Raw genomic sequence first — 16,106 nt, 5'->3', positions numbered from 1 at the left:
GGTTACGGGCTACGTGCCCAGACCGGCGCGGCGCAGCGCGTCGGCCATGGCGCCCGAGGGCGCCGGAGCGGAGTCCCGTCCGCCGTTGCCGCGACCGCCGCCACGGCGCTGCTCGCCGCCGCGTCCGCCCTGGCGTCCGCCGGAACCGCCTCGGCCCTGGCCGCCGCCGTTCCCGCCGCCCGAGCGGGTGCCGCGCTCGCCGCGCCCGCCGCCCTGGCCGCCGGGCGCGGGCGCCTCGTCGTCCAGACGCATGGTGAGCGAGATGCGCTTGCGCGGGATGTCGACCTCGCGCACCTTCACCTTGACGATGTCACCCGGCTTGACGACGTCGCGCGGATCTTCCACGAACTTGTGGGACAGCGCCGACACGTGCACGAGTCCGTCCTGGTGCACGCCCACGTCCACGAACGCACCGAAGGCGGCCACGTTGGTGACCACGCCCTCCAGGATCATGCCCTGCTCCAGGTCGTCCAGCTTCTCCACGCCCTCCTTGAAGGTGGCGGTGGTGAAGGCGGGACGCGGGTCGCGGCCGGGCTTCTCCAGTTCGCTGAGGATGTCGGTGACGGTCGGGAGCCCGAACTTCTCGTCCACGAAGTCCTGGGGGCGCACGGCCGCCAGTGCCTTCTTGTCGCCGATCAACGACGCGAGGTCGGTGCCGGAGCGGTCCAGGATGCGCCGCACCACCGGGTACGCCTCGGGGTGCACCGCCGACGCGTCCAGCGGGTCGTCGCCGCCCGGTACCCGCAGGAAGCCCGCGCACTGCTCGAACGCCTTGGGGCCCAGCCGGGGCACGGACCGCAGTGCCTCACGGGTCCGGAACGGTCCGTTGGCGTCGCGGTGCGAGACGATGTTGCGGGCCAGGGTCGAGGTCACCCCCGACACCCGGGTGAGCAGCGGCACGGACGCGGTGTTGACGTCCACGCCCACGCCGTTCACGCAGTCCTCGACGACGGCGTCCAGGGAGCGCGACAGCTTCGCCTCGGCGAGGTCGTGCTGGTACTGGCCCACGCCGATGGACTTCGGGTCGATCTTGACCAGCTCGGCCAACGGGTCCTGGAGGCGCCGGGCGATCGAGGCGGCCCCGCGCAGGGACACGTCCAGGTCCGGCAGTTCCTCGGAGGCGTAGGCCGAGGCCGAGTACACCGAGGCGCCCGCCTCCGACACCATCACCTTGGTCAGCTTCAGCTCGGGGTGGAGCTTGATGAGGTCGCCCGCGAGCTTGTCCGTCTCACGCGAGGCGGTGCCGTTGCCGATCGCCACCAGCTCCACGTCGTGCGCGGAGCACAGCTTGGCCAGCCGGTCGATCGATCCGTCCCAGTCCCGGCGGGGGGCGTGCGGGAAGACCGTGTCGGTGGCGACCACCTTGCCCGTGGGGTCGGTGACGGCGACCTTCACGCCGGTGCGCAGACCCGGGTCCAGGCCCAGGGTGGAACGGCTTCCTGCGGGGGCGGCCAGCAGCAGGTCGCGCAGGTTGGCGGCGAACACGTTGACGCCGTCGTCCTCGGCCTGCTGCCACAGGCGCATGCGCACGTCGATGTCGAGGCGGACCAGGACACGGGTGCGCCAGGCCCAGCGCACGGTGTCCTGGAGCCAGCGGTCGGCGGGGCGGCCCCGGTCGACGATCCCGAAGTGGGAGGCGATGGCGTTCTCGTAGGAGCTGCGCGGGACACCGCCGTCCGCGTTCGCCTCGGGGACCTCCTCCGGCTCCAGGTTGAGGGTGAGGACCTCCTCCTTCTCACCCCGGTACATCGCCAGGACGCGGTGCGAGGGCAGCGCGGTGAGGGGCTCGGAGAAGTCGAAGTAGTCGGCGAACTTGGCCCCGGCCTCCTCCTTGCCCTCGCGGACCGACGAACCCAGGCGCCCCTTCGCCCACAGGCGTTCGCGCAGGGTGCCGGTGAGGTCGGCGTCCTCGGCGAAGGTCTCCACCAGGATCGCCCGGGCCCCGTCCAGGGCGGCCTTGACGTCGGCCACGCCCTTGTCGGCGTCCACGTAGGCGGCCGCGGCCTCCTGGGGGTCCTGTTCCGGGTCGCCGAGCAGGCCTTCGGCCAGCGGCGCCAGACCGGCCTCGCGGGCGGTCTGCGCCTTGGTGCGGCGCTTGGGCTTGAAGGGGAGGTAGATGTCCTCCAGACGGGCCTTGGAGTCGGCCTCGTTGATCCGCGCCTCCAGCGCGTCGTCCAACTTGCCCTGGGAACGGATCGACTCCAGGATCGCGCTCCGGCGTTCGGCCAGTTCACGCAGGTAGCGCAGGCGCTCCTCCAGGGCGCGCAGCTGGGCGTCGTCCAGCGCTCCGGTGGCCTCCTTGCGGTACCGGGCGATGAAGGGCACGGTCGACCCGGCGTCGAGCATGTCGACGGCGGCACTGACCTGGTGCGCGCCCACGCCGAGCTCCTCGGCGATGCGCTGGTCGATCGTGGGTGTCACAGGGGTCGTCACGAGTAAACGTCCACTCTCTGGCTGTTCGGTGCGCGGACATTCTCGCGGTGCGCGGGGTCGTTGTCATCCCGGCGCGTCGCCGTCCGCCCTCCCAGGTTGCCGCACCGCCGGTCGTGTCCGGACCGGGGGCGTGTTCGGGCGGAGGGGGAGGAGTCCGATTTCGTCCCTTTCGCGGGAGAGGTCCGCCGTACTCGGTCCGCTGTCGTGTCGACAGCCGCAGGTCCCGGGAGGGCGCGCCGGGCGTCGGTCAGCCGTGCGCCTCGCGGATGTCCGTTCCCCGCTCCGCGAAGGCCTTGAAGTCCAGCATGTGCCGGAGCGACTGCTTACGGAAGGCCCCTGGTGCCAGGAACCCCACGAGCCGCATGAACAGGCCGTCGAACCGGTATTCGCTCTCGCTCGCCCAGAGCGTCGTCTCCGGCCCGGCCTCGGTCAGCCGGTCGCGCACGACGCTCCACATGCCCGCGCCGACGATCTCGCGGTCGAAGCGGACCACGCCCCCCTCGGGGATGTGGCGCAGGTCCGCCGGTTCCCGGCGCGTGACGGTCTCGGTGCACTCCATCCGCTGGTTCCCCGTCTGGAACACGACCCGGGACGTGGTGCCGACCTGCCCGTGTTCGCCGTCGACCGGCTCGTGCAGGACGAGGCCGCGTAGCCACTTCTCCACGTGTGCCGGGTCGGCCAGTAGCCGCGCCACCCTCTCCCTTGGGAGGGCGACCTCGATCGAGACGGTGTACTTCATGGCGGTGGGCTCCGGGTGTGCGTGGTGCGGCACGCGCGTGCCGCCTCGCCCCATGTTAGGCGGACTGTCGTGAAAGGACAGCGGTGACCTGCGCGTTCGTGCCGTCTCCCGGTGGCGCCGACGGGGTCGGGTTCGGGGTCGCCCCCGCGCGGAGGGCTCCCGGAGCGCGGTGCGACCGGGGATCAGGGGCCGGTGCCGTCGAGGTAGTCGGGGGCGTAGTACTCGTCGACGGGGAGCGGGCCCCGGTAGCCCTGGCACATGCACTGGCGGTAACTGGAATCGGACTGCCCGGTCCAGCGGCCGGGGATGACCACCCGGGTCTGGCACCGCTTGGTCTCCTGGTCGTGGAAGACCAGGTTGTGGCCGCATCCGCAGACCGGCTGGGGGGAGCGCGGGCTCCGGTCGGGGATCTGCGGGGTGCCGTGGTGGCGCTGGAGTTCGCGCTGGGCCTCGCGACGGGCGGTGCGCCGCCCGGCCAGGTACCCGGCGGCGGCGATGGCCGCGCCGATGACCATGAAGAACGGTTCCATGGGGTGAACACCCTCCTCGAATCCCGGGTCCAGTCACGAGCCCCCGCCCATTGTCTCCCATCGCTTCGGCTTTCCGGAGGGCGGCGTGCCCCCGGATGTCCGCGACCCGCCGAAATTTCTCCAAAGGAAGTTCTGCAAAGGTCTTTTTGCAAAGAAATCTTTGGGATAGGGTTCGAGCATGAACGACGAGGAGAACGCCGACGGGGCGTACACGGCCCCCACGTCCATGGAGGTCGGCGCGGACGCACTGCGTGGACTGGCCCACCCCCTGCGCGCCCGCATCCTGGACGAGCTCACCGCCCAGGGAGCCGCCACCGCGACCATCCTGGCGGGACTGTTGGGGGAGAGCAGCGGCTCCACCAGCTACCACCTGCGCCAACTCGCCCGCTTCGGGTTCGTCGAGATCGACCCCGAGCACACCGGGCGCCGTGACCGCTGGTGGCGGCCCCGCCGGGGCGGATGGCACATGAGCGGGGTCGGGCACCTGGCCAACCCCGCCACCCGGGAGGCCGCGGAGATCGTCCTGGACCGCTACTACGACGGGCGCCGGGAGCGGCTCGAACGGTGGCGGAACCGGGTGCGGACCAGGCCCGACGACCCCCAGGTGCTCCGCTGGAAGGAAGCCATGCAGGACTCCCTGGCCCACCTGCGGATGACCCCGGAGGAGACCGAGGAGTTCGCCAAGGAGCTCCAGGACCTCATCCAGACGTGGAGCAGCCGGTTCGACGGGAGGTCCGCCGCGAGCCACCCCGACACCGAGGCGGTGGAACTGCACACCGACCTGTTCCCCCACCTCGCCGATCCGCCCGCCGCCACGGGGGAGGGGACTCCGGGCGGCGGCCCTGCGGGCGACCGGCCCGGCCAGGCCTGACCGGAAGCTCCCCGAGCCGCCCCCACCGGCGAATCCCGTCCCCCCAGTCTTCCGGGGGGACGCGGCCGGGGCCGGGGCCGCTCCAGGGTCGCCTCACACCGCTGACGGGGCTTTCGCTCCCGGCCCCGGTGACCACGGGCCCCGTCTGCCCCGTCGTCGTGCCCGTTTCGTGGACCTCTACCACCCCGCAGGCCCCACCAGTCCTACCTGCCCCGTGCACCCCGCAGGCCCCACGCACCCCACCAGCCCAGCACCCCAGGCCCACCGGCCTCGTGTACCTCGCAGGCCCCACGCACCCCCCGGCCTCAGCGACCCGATCCCGCCGACCTGACAGGCCCCGCTTACCCCGCTTACCCCGCAGGCCTCACCAGTTCCACCGAAGGTCCCACCGGTCCCACAGGCCTCACACATCCGGTGAGCACCATCCGCGTGTCCGCACCACCGACTCCACGCCACTGACCCTCGGCGCCACCCGAACGCCACCCCCCTCAGGAGCGCCATGTCCACCGCACCCGCCACCCGAGGCGATCGCCTCGGCCCCGACTTCCACCGCTTCTGGGGCGCCGGGGCGTTCACCAACCTCGCCGACGGCATGCTCGCCGTGGCGCTGCCGCTGATCGCCGTCACCCTCACCCAGGACCCGCTCCTGATCGCCGGTCTGACCGCCGTGCGGTTCCTGCCCTGGCTGCTCCTGGCCCCGCTGTCCGGCGTGCTCATCGACCGGGTACACCGGATGCGCGCCATGGTGGTGTCGAACTCCCTGGCCGCCCTGGTCATGGTCGGCCTCGTCCTGACACTGGTCACCGGCCACCTGTCCCTCTGGGCCTTGTACGCCGCGATGTTCGCGGTCATCTGCTGCGAGACGGTGACCGACCCGGCCAGCCGGATCGCGGTGGTCCAGTTGGTCCCCGCACGCCTCCTGGACCGGGCCAACAGCAGGGTGGAGGGCGCTCGTCTGGTCGCCCAGGACTGTCTGGGCCGCCCGGTGGCCGGGTTCCTGTTCGCCGCCGGTGCCGCCGCTCCGCTCGCGGGCATCGCGGGGTCCTACGCCCTGTGCGTGCTGCTGCTGTGCGCCGTCCCGCTGGTGTGGCGGCGCCCGGTGCCCGAGGACGGCCCGGAGGTGGAACCGGCCGGTTCCGAGGGGTTCTGGCGTTCCACGGGCGAGGGCTTCCGCCAGGTCTTCACCGACCGCGTCCTACGAGGCAACATGCTCTGCAACGCGGGCATGATGGTCGGCGGGAACATGAGCGGAGCCGTGCTGGTGCTCTACGCGCAGAACGGCCTCGGGGTCTCCACCGCCCTCTTCGGCGTCTTCTCGGCGTCGATGGCGATCGGCGGGATCTGCGGGGCCCTGGCGGCGGGCGCGATCATCACCCGGATCGGGCGGCGGGCCACGGTGCTCGGCGGCTACCTGGTGATGTCGGTCGGTCTCACGAGCGTGGCCCTGGTCGCTGACCCCTACTCGGCCTTCGCGTTCCTGACGGTGGCCGGGTTCTGCATGGTCGCCTCCAACATCGCCGCGGGACCGTACTACCAGGTCGTGGTCCCCGACGCGGTACGCGGCCGGGTCTCCGGGGTCACCCGCATGGTCGGTTGGGGCGCGACACCGATCGGAGCACTCGCGGGCGGGCTGCTCGGCCGGATCGACCTGGTGCTGCCCTTCTTCGTGGGCGGGGCGATCGCGATCGTCACCACCGTCCTCGCATGGCGGGTCATCACCGAGACCGCGCGCCGTACCGACCGCGCCCTGGCCGACGCCGCCGAGAGCGAAGCGCTCCCGACCGGGGCGGGGTGAGCGTTCGGGCCGCCCTGGGCCAGACCGCGTTCCCGCGCACCGCGACCGCGTTGCCGCGCCCCACGGCCCGGCCCCGGAACCGATGCTCGGGGACCGCGGCCGCGGGGCGGGGGTCAGGCCTCGGCGCGCAGCCTCTTGAGCGTCGCCACGTCCTCGGCGTGCGGTCCCTCCGGCCCGGGGGTCTCCACGGTGATGGGGACACCGGCGGTCACCGGGTGGCGGAACAGCTCCGCGAACGGCGCGGCACCGATGTGGCCCGCGCCGATGTTCTCGTGCAGGTCCCTCCTGCTTCCGCAGGGCGCCTTGGAGTCGTTGCCGTGGATCAGCCTGAGCCGGTCGGCGCCGACCACCTCACCGAAGCGGTCCAGGGTCTCGCGCATGCCCTCGACCGTCGAGATGTCGTGCCCGGCCGCGAACAGGTGCGCGGTGTCCAGGCACACGCCCACGTTCGAGTGCCAGTCCAGGGCGTCGAGGTAGGTGACGAGGTCGTCGACGGTGGCACACAGGACCTGTCCCTGACCGGCCATCGGCTCCAACAGCACCGGCGGGACGTCGTCACCGAGCCGCTCCAGCAGAGGGACCAGACGGGCCCGCACCCGCTCCAGCCCGGCCTCGCGTCCGCCCGAGACCGCCGAGCCGGTGTGCATCACCACGCCCAGAGCGCCGATCTGCGCGCCTCTGCGCAGGGCGTGCTCCAGGGAGACCATCGACTTCTCGCCGGTCTCCTCCTTGGGCGCCCCGGGGTTGATCAGGTACGGGGAGTGCACGAACACGGGAAGGTCCGTGCGCTCGCGCATCTTCGCGTCCTGCGCGGGATCGCCCGCGTTGGTCGCCCAGCCGCGCGGGTTGGAGACGAAGACCTGGACGGTCTCCGCGCCGATCTGTTCCGCGTACGCCAGGCCCTTGGTGGCCATTCCGCCCGCCACGGGCACGTGGGCGCCGATCGGGGAGCGGGGTCGCTTCTGTTCGGTGTCGTTCATCGGGACACCACTCTACGGGCGGACACCGGGTGAGCGCGGCAGGCGCTCAGAGTCGGTCGCGCACCTCGGTGAGCAGGGCGGGCAGCTCCCACAGGACGGTGACGTGACCGTGCCCGGGCAGCACGCGCAGTTCGGCGTCCGGGACCAGTTCGGCGGTGTGCCGAGAGTGGGCGATCGGCACCACGGTGTCCAGGTCCCCGTGCACCACCACGAAGGGAGCGCCGGCGTCGGCGGGGTCGAAGTCCCACGGGCGGCCCTGGACCCAGGTGTCCTGGGTGTAGCCGCCCACGCCCTGGGCGAAGGCCTCCTTCGACGACGCCCTGAGGTGGGGGAGGTCGCGCGTGGAGATCAGTTCGCGGTCGGGGTCGGGCCACTCGATCCCGTCCGCGTCCGCGAGGTGGCGCTCGCCCCACTCCAGGGCGGCCCGTTCGTCGGGTTGGCGCATCATGGCGCACTCCGACGCGGAGAAGCCCTCCCAGCTCGGCCCCCACGCGAAGTCGGTGACCCCGCCCAGGACGACCGTGCCCCCCACCCTTTCGGGCAGCAGGGCGGCCACGGCCACCCCGTACGGTCCACCGGAGGAGTGCGCCGCCACCAGGAACCGGTCGATGCCGAGAGCGTCGGCGAGCGCCGCGGTGTCGTCGGCCCAGTCCGCGCGGGTCCGGCCCGGGACCGGGGAGGAGCCCCCGTAGCCGGGGCGGTCGGCGGTGATCACACGGAGCCCGGCGGCGGCGAACTCCGCGTGCTGGTCGCCCAGGTTCCTCCGGCTCACCGGAGCGCCGTGCGCGTACAGGACGGCAGTGCCGTCCGGATCACCGATGTCGGTGAGGGCGACCGTGCGCCCGTGGAGTTCGACCGTGGTGTCGCGCATGACGTGTCCCCGCTCCGCTCGGTGTCCCCGAACGTTAGGCGGTCCCGGGCGCGTCCACAAGGAGGGCTGGTGGCCGGTGCGCGCTCGCGCGGCGGTGGCGTTAGTCTCGTGCCCGTGAGCACCTCGACCACACAGCCACTGACCCTGTCCGACGTCACCGCCGCCTTCGAGGAGGTCTACCCGCCCCGGTGGGCCGCCTCCTGGGACGCCGTCGGGCTGGTCTGCGGAGACCCCGCGCAGCCGGTGGAGCGGGTCCTGTTCGCGGTCGACCCCGTCGACGCCGTGGTCGACGAGGCCCTCACCTGGGGCGCCGACCTCATCGTCACCCACCACCCGCTCATGCTGCGCGGCGTCACCAGCGTGGCCGCCCACACCCCCAAGGGCCGGATCGCGCACCGCCTCATCCGCTCCGGGGTGGCCCTGTACACGGCGCACACCAACGCCGACACCGCCGCACCGGGGGTGTCCGACGCCCTGGCCCGCGCGGTCGGCCTCGACGGACCGCTGCGGCCGCTGGACCCCGACACCACCGACCCCGAGGGGCGGCGCGGTATCGGCCGCGTCGGTGAACTGGACGAGCCGATGGTCCTGCGCGACTTCGCCGCCCGGGTGGCCCGGGGGCTGCCCGCCACCGCGGGGGGAATCCGGGTGGCCGGAGACCTCGACCGGCTGGTCACCAGCGTCGCCGTCTCCGGCGGGGCGGGCGACTCCCTGCTCGGCGCGGCCCGGTCCGCCGGAGTCGACGTCTACGTCACTTCCGACCTGCGCCACCACCCGGCCTCGGAGTTCGTCGGCGAACCCGGCGGGCCCGCGCTCGTGGACACCGCCCACTTCGCCAGCGAGTGGCCGTGGCTGGCGGACGGCGCCGCCCACCTGACCGACGCGCTCCGGCGCGCGGGCGGCCCCGATGGGGCTAACGTGGAGACCCGAGTGTCCACCACCGTGACGGATGCCTGGTCACGGACCTTCTCACACGTGTGACACCCCCGACCACCACAACTGCACAGGGCGCGGGCGGCCGCCACGGCCTCCCAACCGCGATTCCCAGGAGACCCCACGTGAAAGCCGAACCCGCCGCTCAGGCCAGACTCCTCGACCTCCAGGAGCTCGACACCCAGCTCCAGCGGCTGGACCACCGTCTGCGCGGCCTGACGGAGATCGCCGAGGCGGCCCGGCTCAAGGAGCGCGTCGACGCGATCGACGCCGAGCTGATCACCGCACAGACCCGCGCCTCCGACATCGCCCGCCACCAGCGCAAGGCCGAGGGCGACGTGGACCAGGTGCGCTCCCGCGCCGAGCGGGACACCCAGCGCCTGGAGTCGGGGCGGATCACCAACGCCAAGGAACTCCAGAACCTCCAGTCGGAGATCGTGTCGCTGGGCCGCCGTCAGGCCGAGCTGGAGGAGGTCGTCCTTGAGGTCATGGAGGAGGCCGAGACGGTCAACGCCGACGTCTCGCGCCTGACCGGTGAGCGGGAGGAAGCCGTCGCCCGGTTCACCGAGGTCACCGCGCGCCGGGACACCGCGGCCGCCGAGATCCAGTGGGACCGCGCCCGTGTCACCCAGGACCGCGAGCGGGTCAGCGCGGACATCCCCGCCGACCTCCTCGCCCTGTACGACAAGCTGCGTTCCCAGTACGACGGCGTCGCGGCCGCCCCGCTGCGGTACGGCCGCTGTAACGGCTGCAAGCTGGCGCTCAGCACCGTGGAGCTCAACGAGATCCGGGCCACCGCCGCCGACGAGGTCGTCCGCTGCGAGGACTGCCGCCGCATCCTGGTGCGCACCGAGGAGTCGGGGCTCAACGCGCCCGCGGCCGAATGAGCTGGGGCGCGCCGGACACCGAACCGACCCGCCTGGCGCTGCTCCGGCACGGACAGACACCGCTGTCGGTCGAGCGCCGCTTCGCGGGTCGGGGCGACGTCCCCCTCACCGAGGAGGGACACGCCCAGGCCCGGGCGTCGGCGCGGCGTCTGGTGGGGTGGGGGATCGACGCGGTGGTCTCCTCTCCGCTGCTGCGCACCCGGCAGACCGCCGGGTACACGGCGGACCTGCTCGGCCTCACGGTGGAGGAGGACGCCGGGTTCGTGGAGACCGACTTCGGCGCCTGGGAGGGGCTGACCTTCGCCGAGGCGCGCGAGCGCGACCCCGAGGGGATCGACCGGTGGTTGGCGGACCCGGAGGCCGGCCCGCCGGGCGGCGAGAGCTTCGCGGAGGTGGCCCGCCGGGTGGGTGAGGCCACCGACGCCCTGCTGGAGCGCCACCGGGGGCGCCGGGTTCTGGTGGTGAGCCACGTGACACCGATCAAGGTCACCGTTCAGCGGGCGCTGCTCGCGCCGATCGGCGCGCTGTACCGGATGCACCTGGACACGGCGTGCCTGACCGAGGTCGACTGTTACGCGGACGGGCCCCGGGTGGTGCGTTCGCTCAACGACACCGCGCACCTGCGCGGGTCCGCCGGACCCGCGCGGGACCGCTAGACTGGGCGCACGAGGGGGAGTCGGCCAGACGGTCGCGGACCCGCGCCCGGCGCGGGTTCGAGGAAAGTCCGGACTCCACAGGGCAGGGTGGTCGGTAACACCGACCCGGGGCGACCCGCGGGACAGTGCCACAGAAAACAGACCGCCACCGCTCGCGGTGGTCAGGGTGAAACGGTGGTGTAAGAGACCACCAGCGGCCGGAGTGATCCGGTCGGCTAGGTAAACCCCACCCGGAGCAAGGTCAAAAAGGGAACCCTCGGGTTCCCGCGCGGATGTTCGAGGGCGGCCCGCCCGAGTTCGCGGGTAGACCGCACCGAGGTCGTCGGCAACGGCGGCCCCAGATGGATGACCGTCCGGTCCCAGGACCGACAGAATCCGGCTTACCGGCCGACTCCCCCTCCTCTTCACTTGTCGGCGGTCCCGCCTCACGGGCGTTCCTCGGCGGCCACCGGTTGCGGCGCGGCGCGCCTGCGGGCTCGGCCCCGGGTCCGGGCCGGGGCCGAGCGGCTCGCTCAGCCGACCAGGGCACGCCAGGTGATGGCCCCGGCCTCCCCGTCGACCACCAGGCGGTTGACGCGCTGGAACTCGCGCACGGCGGTGTTCATGACCGGGCCGAAGTTCCCGTCGACCGCCAGACCTGCGCTGCGCTTGTTCATCGCGACCTGGAGCCCGCGCACGTGGGAACCGTCGCGCACTCCCTGCTTGAGCTCGTACACCAGGTGGGGCCAGGTCTTGGGGCCGACCTGGCCGTCGGCGACCAGCCCCTTGCTCCGCTGGAAGCCCTTGACCGCGTTGACCGACGTGGGCCCGTAGTAGCCGTCGGCCACCAGGGACGTGCCGCGCTGGGTCATGAGGTGCTGGATGGCGGTGACCGTCACGCCCCGGGCCTCGGGGTCGATGCTCGACCACCCTCCGCCCAGGTCCACGCCCCGGTTGCGCATGAAGGGCACGGGGTTGGTGATGCCTCCCAGACGTCCGGTGTGGGTCTCGAAGTGCAGGTGGGGGCCGGTGACGTTCCCGGTGGCGCCCATGTCGGCGATGCGCTGGCCCGCGCCGACCCGGGCGTTGAGCGCCACCCGGTAGACGCTGAGGTGGCCGTAGTACGTGTACACGTTGCCGCCGTGGGAGATGACGATGGCCTCGCCGGTCCGGCCGGTGAGGCCGCCGCCCCAGGAGCGGCCGACCACGGTTCCGGCGGCCGCCGCGTACACGGCGGTGCCGGTGCTGTTGGTGACGTCCTGGCCCGCGTGGGTACTGCCGCCCCGGGGAGCACCGTAGTGCCCGCCGTTGGGGAAGTAGCCCAGTGCCGGGTTGCACCATGAGGCGTTCATCGCCGAGGCGGCGTGGGCGGTGCCGCCCACGCCGGTCAGGGCCACGGCGGCTCCCAGTCCGGCGCCGAACAGCATGCGGCGCGACCAGGGGGAGGGGGAGGGTTCACCGGCGCGGGGGTCAGCGAGGGGCTCCGTGCAGGACTCGCACATCTGGTCTCCTGTGAAGGAACATGCCGAAGGAGCGGGGTAGTTTGGTTGGTTTCCTTCGGTCCCCTGGAGAGTAAGGTGCCCAACCGGATTCGTACAGGGGGGATCGCGGCACTTTCGGGACGGCCGGCCCAGGTGCCCGACACCACGGGGACAGGGTCCCGAATCGTCACGGTGATAGCCGGATCGCCTTGTGGAGCGGTAGATTGACCCTTGCGCTCCGTACCCCGGAAATCCCGGAGCGCGAACGCCCTCGGGCCGACCGGGGTGGACGGCCCGAAGGCATCCGCGTTCACGGGAATGGGTGACTCTTGTTCGACTCCACCGCCTTCTGGGTGGTCCTCTTCGGCCTGCCGATCCTGGCGATCGTGGCGATCATCCTGCTCGCCACCTACCAGGCCTCAGGTGTTCAGCAGGACGGACGGGACGACGCACCCGACGACGACCCGTCCAACGACTGACCGGCCGCCGCGCCCGCACGCGGGTGCGGCACCGGCTCGGGCACGTCCTGGAGGTCCCGCACCGGGGAGAACTCCCCGGTCTCGGCGTCCAGCAGGTGCACCTTGGCGGTCTCCAGGTCGTAGTACATCCCGGACAGGGTGAGCTCGCCCGACTCCACCCGTTCGCGGACGACCGGGTACCCCATGAGGTTGCCGAGCTGCTCCACCACGTTGGCCTGGGCCAGGCGCCTCAGGGCCTCGGAGGAGGGAAGCCCCGCCAGCTCGCCGTGGTCGGCGCCGGTCCGGCGCAGGCTCGCGGAACCGTTGGCCAGCCAGCGGCGGATGTGTGTGCTCTCCTCCTCCGCCGGGCCCTGGTGCGCCCCCTCGGTGAGCGCGCGCATGGCCCCGCAGTGGGAGTGCCCGCAGACCACGATCGAGGGCACCCGCAGAACGTTGACGGCGTACTCCACGGCGGCTCCGGCGGACCCGTCGGCGCTGTCGTGCGGGGGCACCAGGTTGCCGAGGTTGCGCAGGGTGAACAGGTCGCCCGGGCCGCTCGCGGTGATCAGGTTCGGCACCACGCGTGAGTCGGCGCACGTGACGAACAGGGCGGTCGGATGGTGTCGGTGGGAGAGGCGGCTCATCACCGAACGCATCTGGTCCGCGGTACTGGCGTGGTACTCGCGCGCTCCCGCGGTAAGCAGTCCCAGCGGGTGCACCGCCTGGTCGGCGCCGGACGGCTCCCGGCGCATGTCCCACGGGGCCCACCAACGCCCCTTGGGGATGGTCTTGGCCGCCGGGGCCGACCGGGTGGAGCTGCGTTCGTACCAGTTCTCGTGTACCTCGTCGATGTCGACGCTCCCGCCGGTGCGCTCGTGGTCCACCCGCCAGGCGTGGATGGCCTCGAAGGCGGCGTGGTCCATGAAGTCCACGTGCAGGTCGAGGTCGACGCTGGACCCCGCGGGGATGGTCCGCAGGACGTGTGCCAGGCGCGGCACCCCGAGGAAGGTGAGCGATCCGTGGACGGCCACGTGCACCCGACCGGCGCGTTCCTCGGTGACCACGGTGAGCTTGGTCAGGCGGCGCAGGGCGACGATCATCGCCAGCGCGAAGCCGATGAAGACCCCCTCCAGCAGCCCGATGAACACCACGCCGGACAGGGTCACGAGGTAGACGCTGGCCTCGTGGTGCTTGCGCAGGTCGCGCAGGTGGGCCAGGGACACCATCTGCACGCCGATGAAGACGAGCAGCGCCGCCAGGGCGGGCATCGGGATCAGTTCGACCACGTGCGCGAAGAACGCGACGAACAGCAGAATCCACACACCGTGCAGGATCGTGGAGAGCGGGGAGCGGGCCCCGGCCCGCACGTTGGCGGTGCTGCGCACGATGACCCCGGCGACGGGCAGGCCGCCGAGCGCTCCGCTGACGGTGTTGGCGGCGCCCTGGCCGCAGAGCTCGCGGTTGAGCTGCACGCGGCGGCCGCTGTGCAGCCGGTCCACGGCGATGGCGGCCAGCAACGACTCCACGCTGGCGACCATGGCCACCGCAGCCACTGCGAGGGCGACCCCGTGCCACTGGCCGGGCTCGGGCAGCATGGGCCCGTTCCAGGCGTCGGCCAGGGACGCGGGCAGGGCCACGGTCTCGACCTCCCAGCGGCCCAGGGTGGCGATGACGGTCGCGGTGCCCACCGCGACCAGGGCGGCCGGGATCATCCCGGGCCGGACCCTGCCGACGGCGGGCAGCCGGTTCCAGCCGAACATGATCGCGATGGTGATGACGCCGACCGCGACGGCGGCGGTGTGGTTGTGCGCGATCTGGTCGGGCAGGTCGGTGATGTTGGCCAGGGCCGAGCTCTGCGGGGCGCCGCCCAGGACCACGTGCAGCTGGGCCAGGGCGATGGTGACACCGACCCCCGCGAGCATGCCGTGCACGACGGCGGGCGACACGGCGAGGGCGGCCCGCGCGATGCGGAACGCCCCCAGGGCGAGCTGGACCAGTCCGGCCAGCAGGGTGATCAGGCAGGTGACCCGCCACCCGTAGGTCATGATCAGGTCGGCGACGATGATGGTGAGGCCGGCCGCGGGGCCGCTGACCTGCACCACCGATCCGCCGACGAGCCCGGCGACGATGCCGCCGACGACGGCGGCGATGATCCCGGCGATCAGTGGGGCGCCGGATGCTACGGCGATCCCCAGGGACAGGGGGACGGCGACCAGGAAGACCACGAGGGAGGCGCCGACGTCGGCGGCGACCCCCTTGCGATCCGTGTGGGTCCCGGGCCGTTCGGAGGTGGTCTCCGGCGGGCCCGGTGGTGCTCCCTGGGCGTCGTTGCGCATGGTTACTCCGTTCGGGTTGGACCAGGCAAGGCGTGTGCGCGGGCGCACGGGAACGGCAGTGTCCGAAACGGGGGGTACGTGGCTGCACGCGTGACGATGGCGGGACCGCGAAGGGTGCTCCGCCGATAACTAACTGTAGTCAATGAAGATGACTCTGTGTTACGGATTGTTGTGCTCTTGGTGGCCGTTTTCCGGACTTCACATGCCGGTGGTGACCAACGGGACGAAAAAAGCCGAGGTGGCGGGGTTGCCCGCCACCTCGGTGGTGTGAAGCGATGATCAGGGTGCCGACGGCTCCCTGCGAGGCCGTCGCCCTAGCGGAACCGGCCGTCCTCGTAGCCGCCTTCGTAGTGCTCCTGGCCGGGAGCGGGATGACCGTAGGGAGGCTGACCGTAGGGACCGGGGTCCGGCTGCTGACCGGGGCCGCCCCGGCCGTCGCCGACCTCGGGGGGTTGCGGCTGCCAACCATCCACCGGCGGGTATCCGTAGTCCGGATCGGGTCGCTGAGGGGAGAAACCTCCCTGGAGCGGGTCTCCCGGGGCGCCGTAGCCGCCCGGACGGGGCCGCTGTCCGTAGGGGTCTCCCGGCGTGGTGTGGCCCGGGAACGCGGTGGGGAGATCCCCGCGCAGCTGGTCCGCGGGGTAGGCGCCGGTGGGGTAGCCGGGGCCGCCGGGGGCCCCGGGGAAACCGGGCTGCCCCGAACCCTGTCCGCCGACCGGTCCGCCGGGAACCGGAGGGACCGCCGGTCCCTGACCGAAGGGGGAGGGTTGACCGGCGTGGCGTCCCCCGTCCGGGAGCGTGGACTGACCCGGCTGGCCGTACCCGGCCGTGTCGTCCTGGCCGCCCCACAGCGGCGGGTTGGCGCCGGACCCGCCGGGTGCGCCGTGGCCGGGTTGGCCGCCGGGTCCGTTGGGGGTGGGGAGTCCGGACTGGTAGTCGCGGGTGTGGGCTCCGGTGTCGTAGGGGTTGCGCTGGTGGGTGCCCGTGTCGTATTCGGAGCGGGTGAAGGAGTCGGTGTCGTAGGAGGGGCGGCGGTGGGTTCCGGTGTCGTACTCGGGTGCGCCGGGTCCGTTGGGGGTGGGGAGTCCGGACTGGTAGTCGCGGGTGTGGGCTCCGGTGTCGTAGGGGTTGCGCTGGTGGGTGCCCGTGTCGTATTC

The 16,106-nt window shown here is 72.5% G+C and carries 13 protein-coding genes, 1 other RNA gene and 1 pseudogene; 7 read left to right on the top strand and 8 right to left on the bottom strand.

Annotated elements, in window-relative coordinates:
* Window positions 1-9: 9 nt before the first annotated feature.
* The 3 genes from ABZ635_RS09740 to ABZ635_RS09730 form a co-directional block, all read right to left on the bottom strand.
* The gene (locus tag ABZ635_RS09740) at window positions 10-2,433 is read right to left on the bottom strand and encodes a Tex family protein (RefSeq protein WP_357761618.1); all 2,424 of its coding nucleotides are present in this window, start codon (window positions 2,431-2,433) and stop codon (window positions 10-12) included.
* 247 nt (window positions 2,434-2,680) lie between these two features.
* The gene (locus ABZ635_RS09735) at window positions 2,681-3,205 is read right to left on the bottom strand and encodes an SRPBCC family protein (RefSeq protein WP_357761615.1); all 525 of its coding nucleotides are present in this window, start codon (window positions 3,203-3,205) and stop codon (window positions 2,681-2,683) included.
* A gap of 149 nt (window positions 3,206-3,354) precedes the next feature.
* Window positions 3,355-3,702: a hypothetical protein gene (locus ABZ635_RS09730; protein ID WP_357761612.1), complete on the bottom strand. Its 348-nt coding sequence runs from the start codon at window positions 3,700-3,702 to the stop codon at window positions 3,355-3,357.
* Between the two features lie 178 nt (window positions 3,703-3,880).
* Between ABZ635_RS09730 and ABZ635_RS09725 the strand changes: the two genes are divergently transcribed.
* Complete coding sequence (locus ABZ635_RS09725; protein WP_357761609.1) at window positions 3,881-4,573, top strand: helix-turn-helix domain-containing protein; 693 nt, start codon at window positions 3,881-3,883, stop codon at window positions 4,571-4,573.
* 499 nt (window positions 4,574-5,072) lie between these two features.
* Window positions 5,073-6,368: an MFS transporter gene (locus ABZ635_RS09720; RefSeq protein WP_357761606.1), complete on the top strand. Its 1,296-nt coding sequence runs from the start codon at window positions 5,073-5,075 to the stop codon at window positions 6,366-6,368.
* Window positions 6,369-6,481: 113 nt separating this feature from the next.
* Here ABZ635_RS09720 and ABZ635_RS09715 read toward each other — a convergent pair whose 3' ends face one another.
* Together ABZ635_RS09715 and ABZ635_RS09710 are read right to left on the bottom strand one after the other, a co-directional pair.
* Window positions 6,482-7,348 (bottom strand): deoxyribonuclease IV, encoded by an 867-nt coding sequence (locus ABZ635_RS09715; RefSeq protein ID WP_357761603.1) that lies wholly within the window; start codon window positions 7,346-7,348, stop codon window positions 6,482-6,484.
* 46 nt (window positions 7,349-7,394) lie between these two features.
* Complete coding sequence (locus ABZ635_RS09710) at window positions 7,395-8,219, bottom strand: alpha/beta hydrolase (RefSeq protein WP_357761600.1); 825 nt, start codon at window positions 8,217-8,219, stop codon at window positions 7,395-7,397.
* A gap of 108 nt (window positions 8,220-8,327) precedes the next feature.
* On the opposite strand from ABZ635_RS09710, the gene ABZ635_RS09705 reads away from it, so the two are divergent.
* From ABZ635_RS09705 to rnpB, 4 genes are all read left to right on the top strand, one after another.
* Window positions 8,328-9,200 (top strand): Nif3-like dinuclear metal center hexameric protein, encoded by an 873-nt coding sequence (locus ABZ635_RS09705; protein ID WP_357761597.1) that lies wholly within the window; start codon window positions 8,328-8,330, stop codon window positions 9,198-9,200.
* 77 nt (window positions 9,201-9,277) lie between these two features.
* A complete protein-coding gene (locus tag ABZ635_RS09700; protein ID WP_357761594.1) occupies window positions 9,278-10,039 on the top strand; it encodes a C4-type zinc ribbon domain-containing protein in 762 nt (253 codons plus the stop codon).
* Complete coding sequence (locus ABZ635_RS09695) at window positions 10,036-10,695, top strand: histidine phosphatase family protein (RefSeq protein ID WP_357761591.1); 660 nt, start codon at window positions 10,036-10,038, stop codon at window positions 10,693-10,695. Before ABZ635_RS09700 ends, ABZ635_RS09695 begins: the two co-directional genes overlap by 4 nt.
* A 16-nt stretch (window positions 10,696-10,711) precedes the next feature.
* Window positions 10,712-11,094, top strand: an RNA gene (gene rnpB, locus ABZ635_RS09690) — RNase P RNA component class A.
* A gap of 113 nt (window positions 11,095-11,207) precedes the next feature.
* Here rnpB and ABZ635_RS09685 read toward each other — a convergent pair.
* Window positions 11,208-12,176, bottom strand: a complete 969-nt coding sequence (locus tag ABZ635_RS09685) for a peptidoglycan-binding protein (RefSeq protein WP_357761588.1) — start codon at window positions 12,174-12,176, stop codon at window positions 11,208-11,210.
* Window positions 12,177-12,484: 308 nt separating this feature from the next.
* On the opposite strand from ABZ635_RS09685, the gene ABZ635_RS09680 reads away from it, so the two are divergent.
* Entirely contained in the window at window positions 12,485-12,634 is a 150-nt protein-coding gene (locus ABZ635_RS09680; protein ID WP_357761585.1) for a hypothetical protein, read from the top strand.
* On the opposite strand, the gene ABZ635_RS09675 is transcribed toward ABZ635_RS09680, so the two are convergent.
* Window positions 12,583-14,949 carry a bifunctional SulP family inorganic anion transporter/carbonic anhydrase gene (locus ABZ635_RS09675; RefSeq protein ID WP_357761582.1) on the bottom strand — a complete coding sequence of 789 codons (2,367 nt, stop codon included), beginning with the start codon at window positions 14,947-14,949 and terminating at the stop codon, window positions 12,583-12,585. The two genes, ABZ635_RS09680 and ABZ635_RS09675, sit on opposite strands and share 52 nt — an antisense overlap.
* Window positions 14,950-15,263: 314 nt before the next feature.
* Window positions 15,264-16,106, bottom strand: a pseudogene (locus ABZ635_RS09670) (hypothetical protein); the annotation flags it as partial.

Source organism: Nocardiopsis sp. NPDC007018, from assembly GCF_040635075.1.
In the GTDB taxonomy this organism is placed as follows: domain Bacteria; phylum Actinomycetota; class Actinomycetes; order Streptosporangiales; family Streptosporangiaceae; genus Nocardiopsis.
Note: the sequence above shows the minus strand (reverse complement) of the source record. Positions and strands in the feature narration are given on the sequence as shown.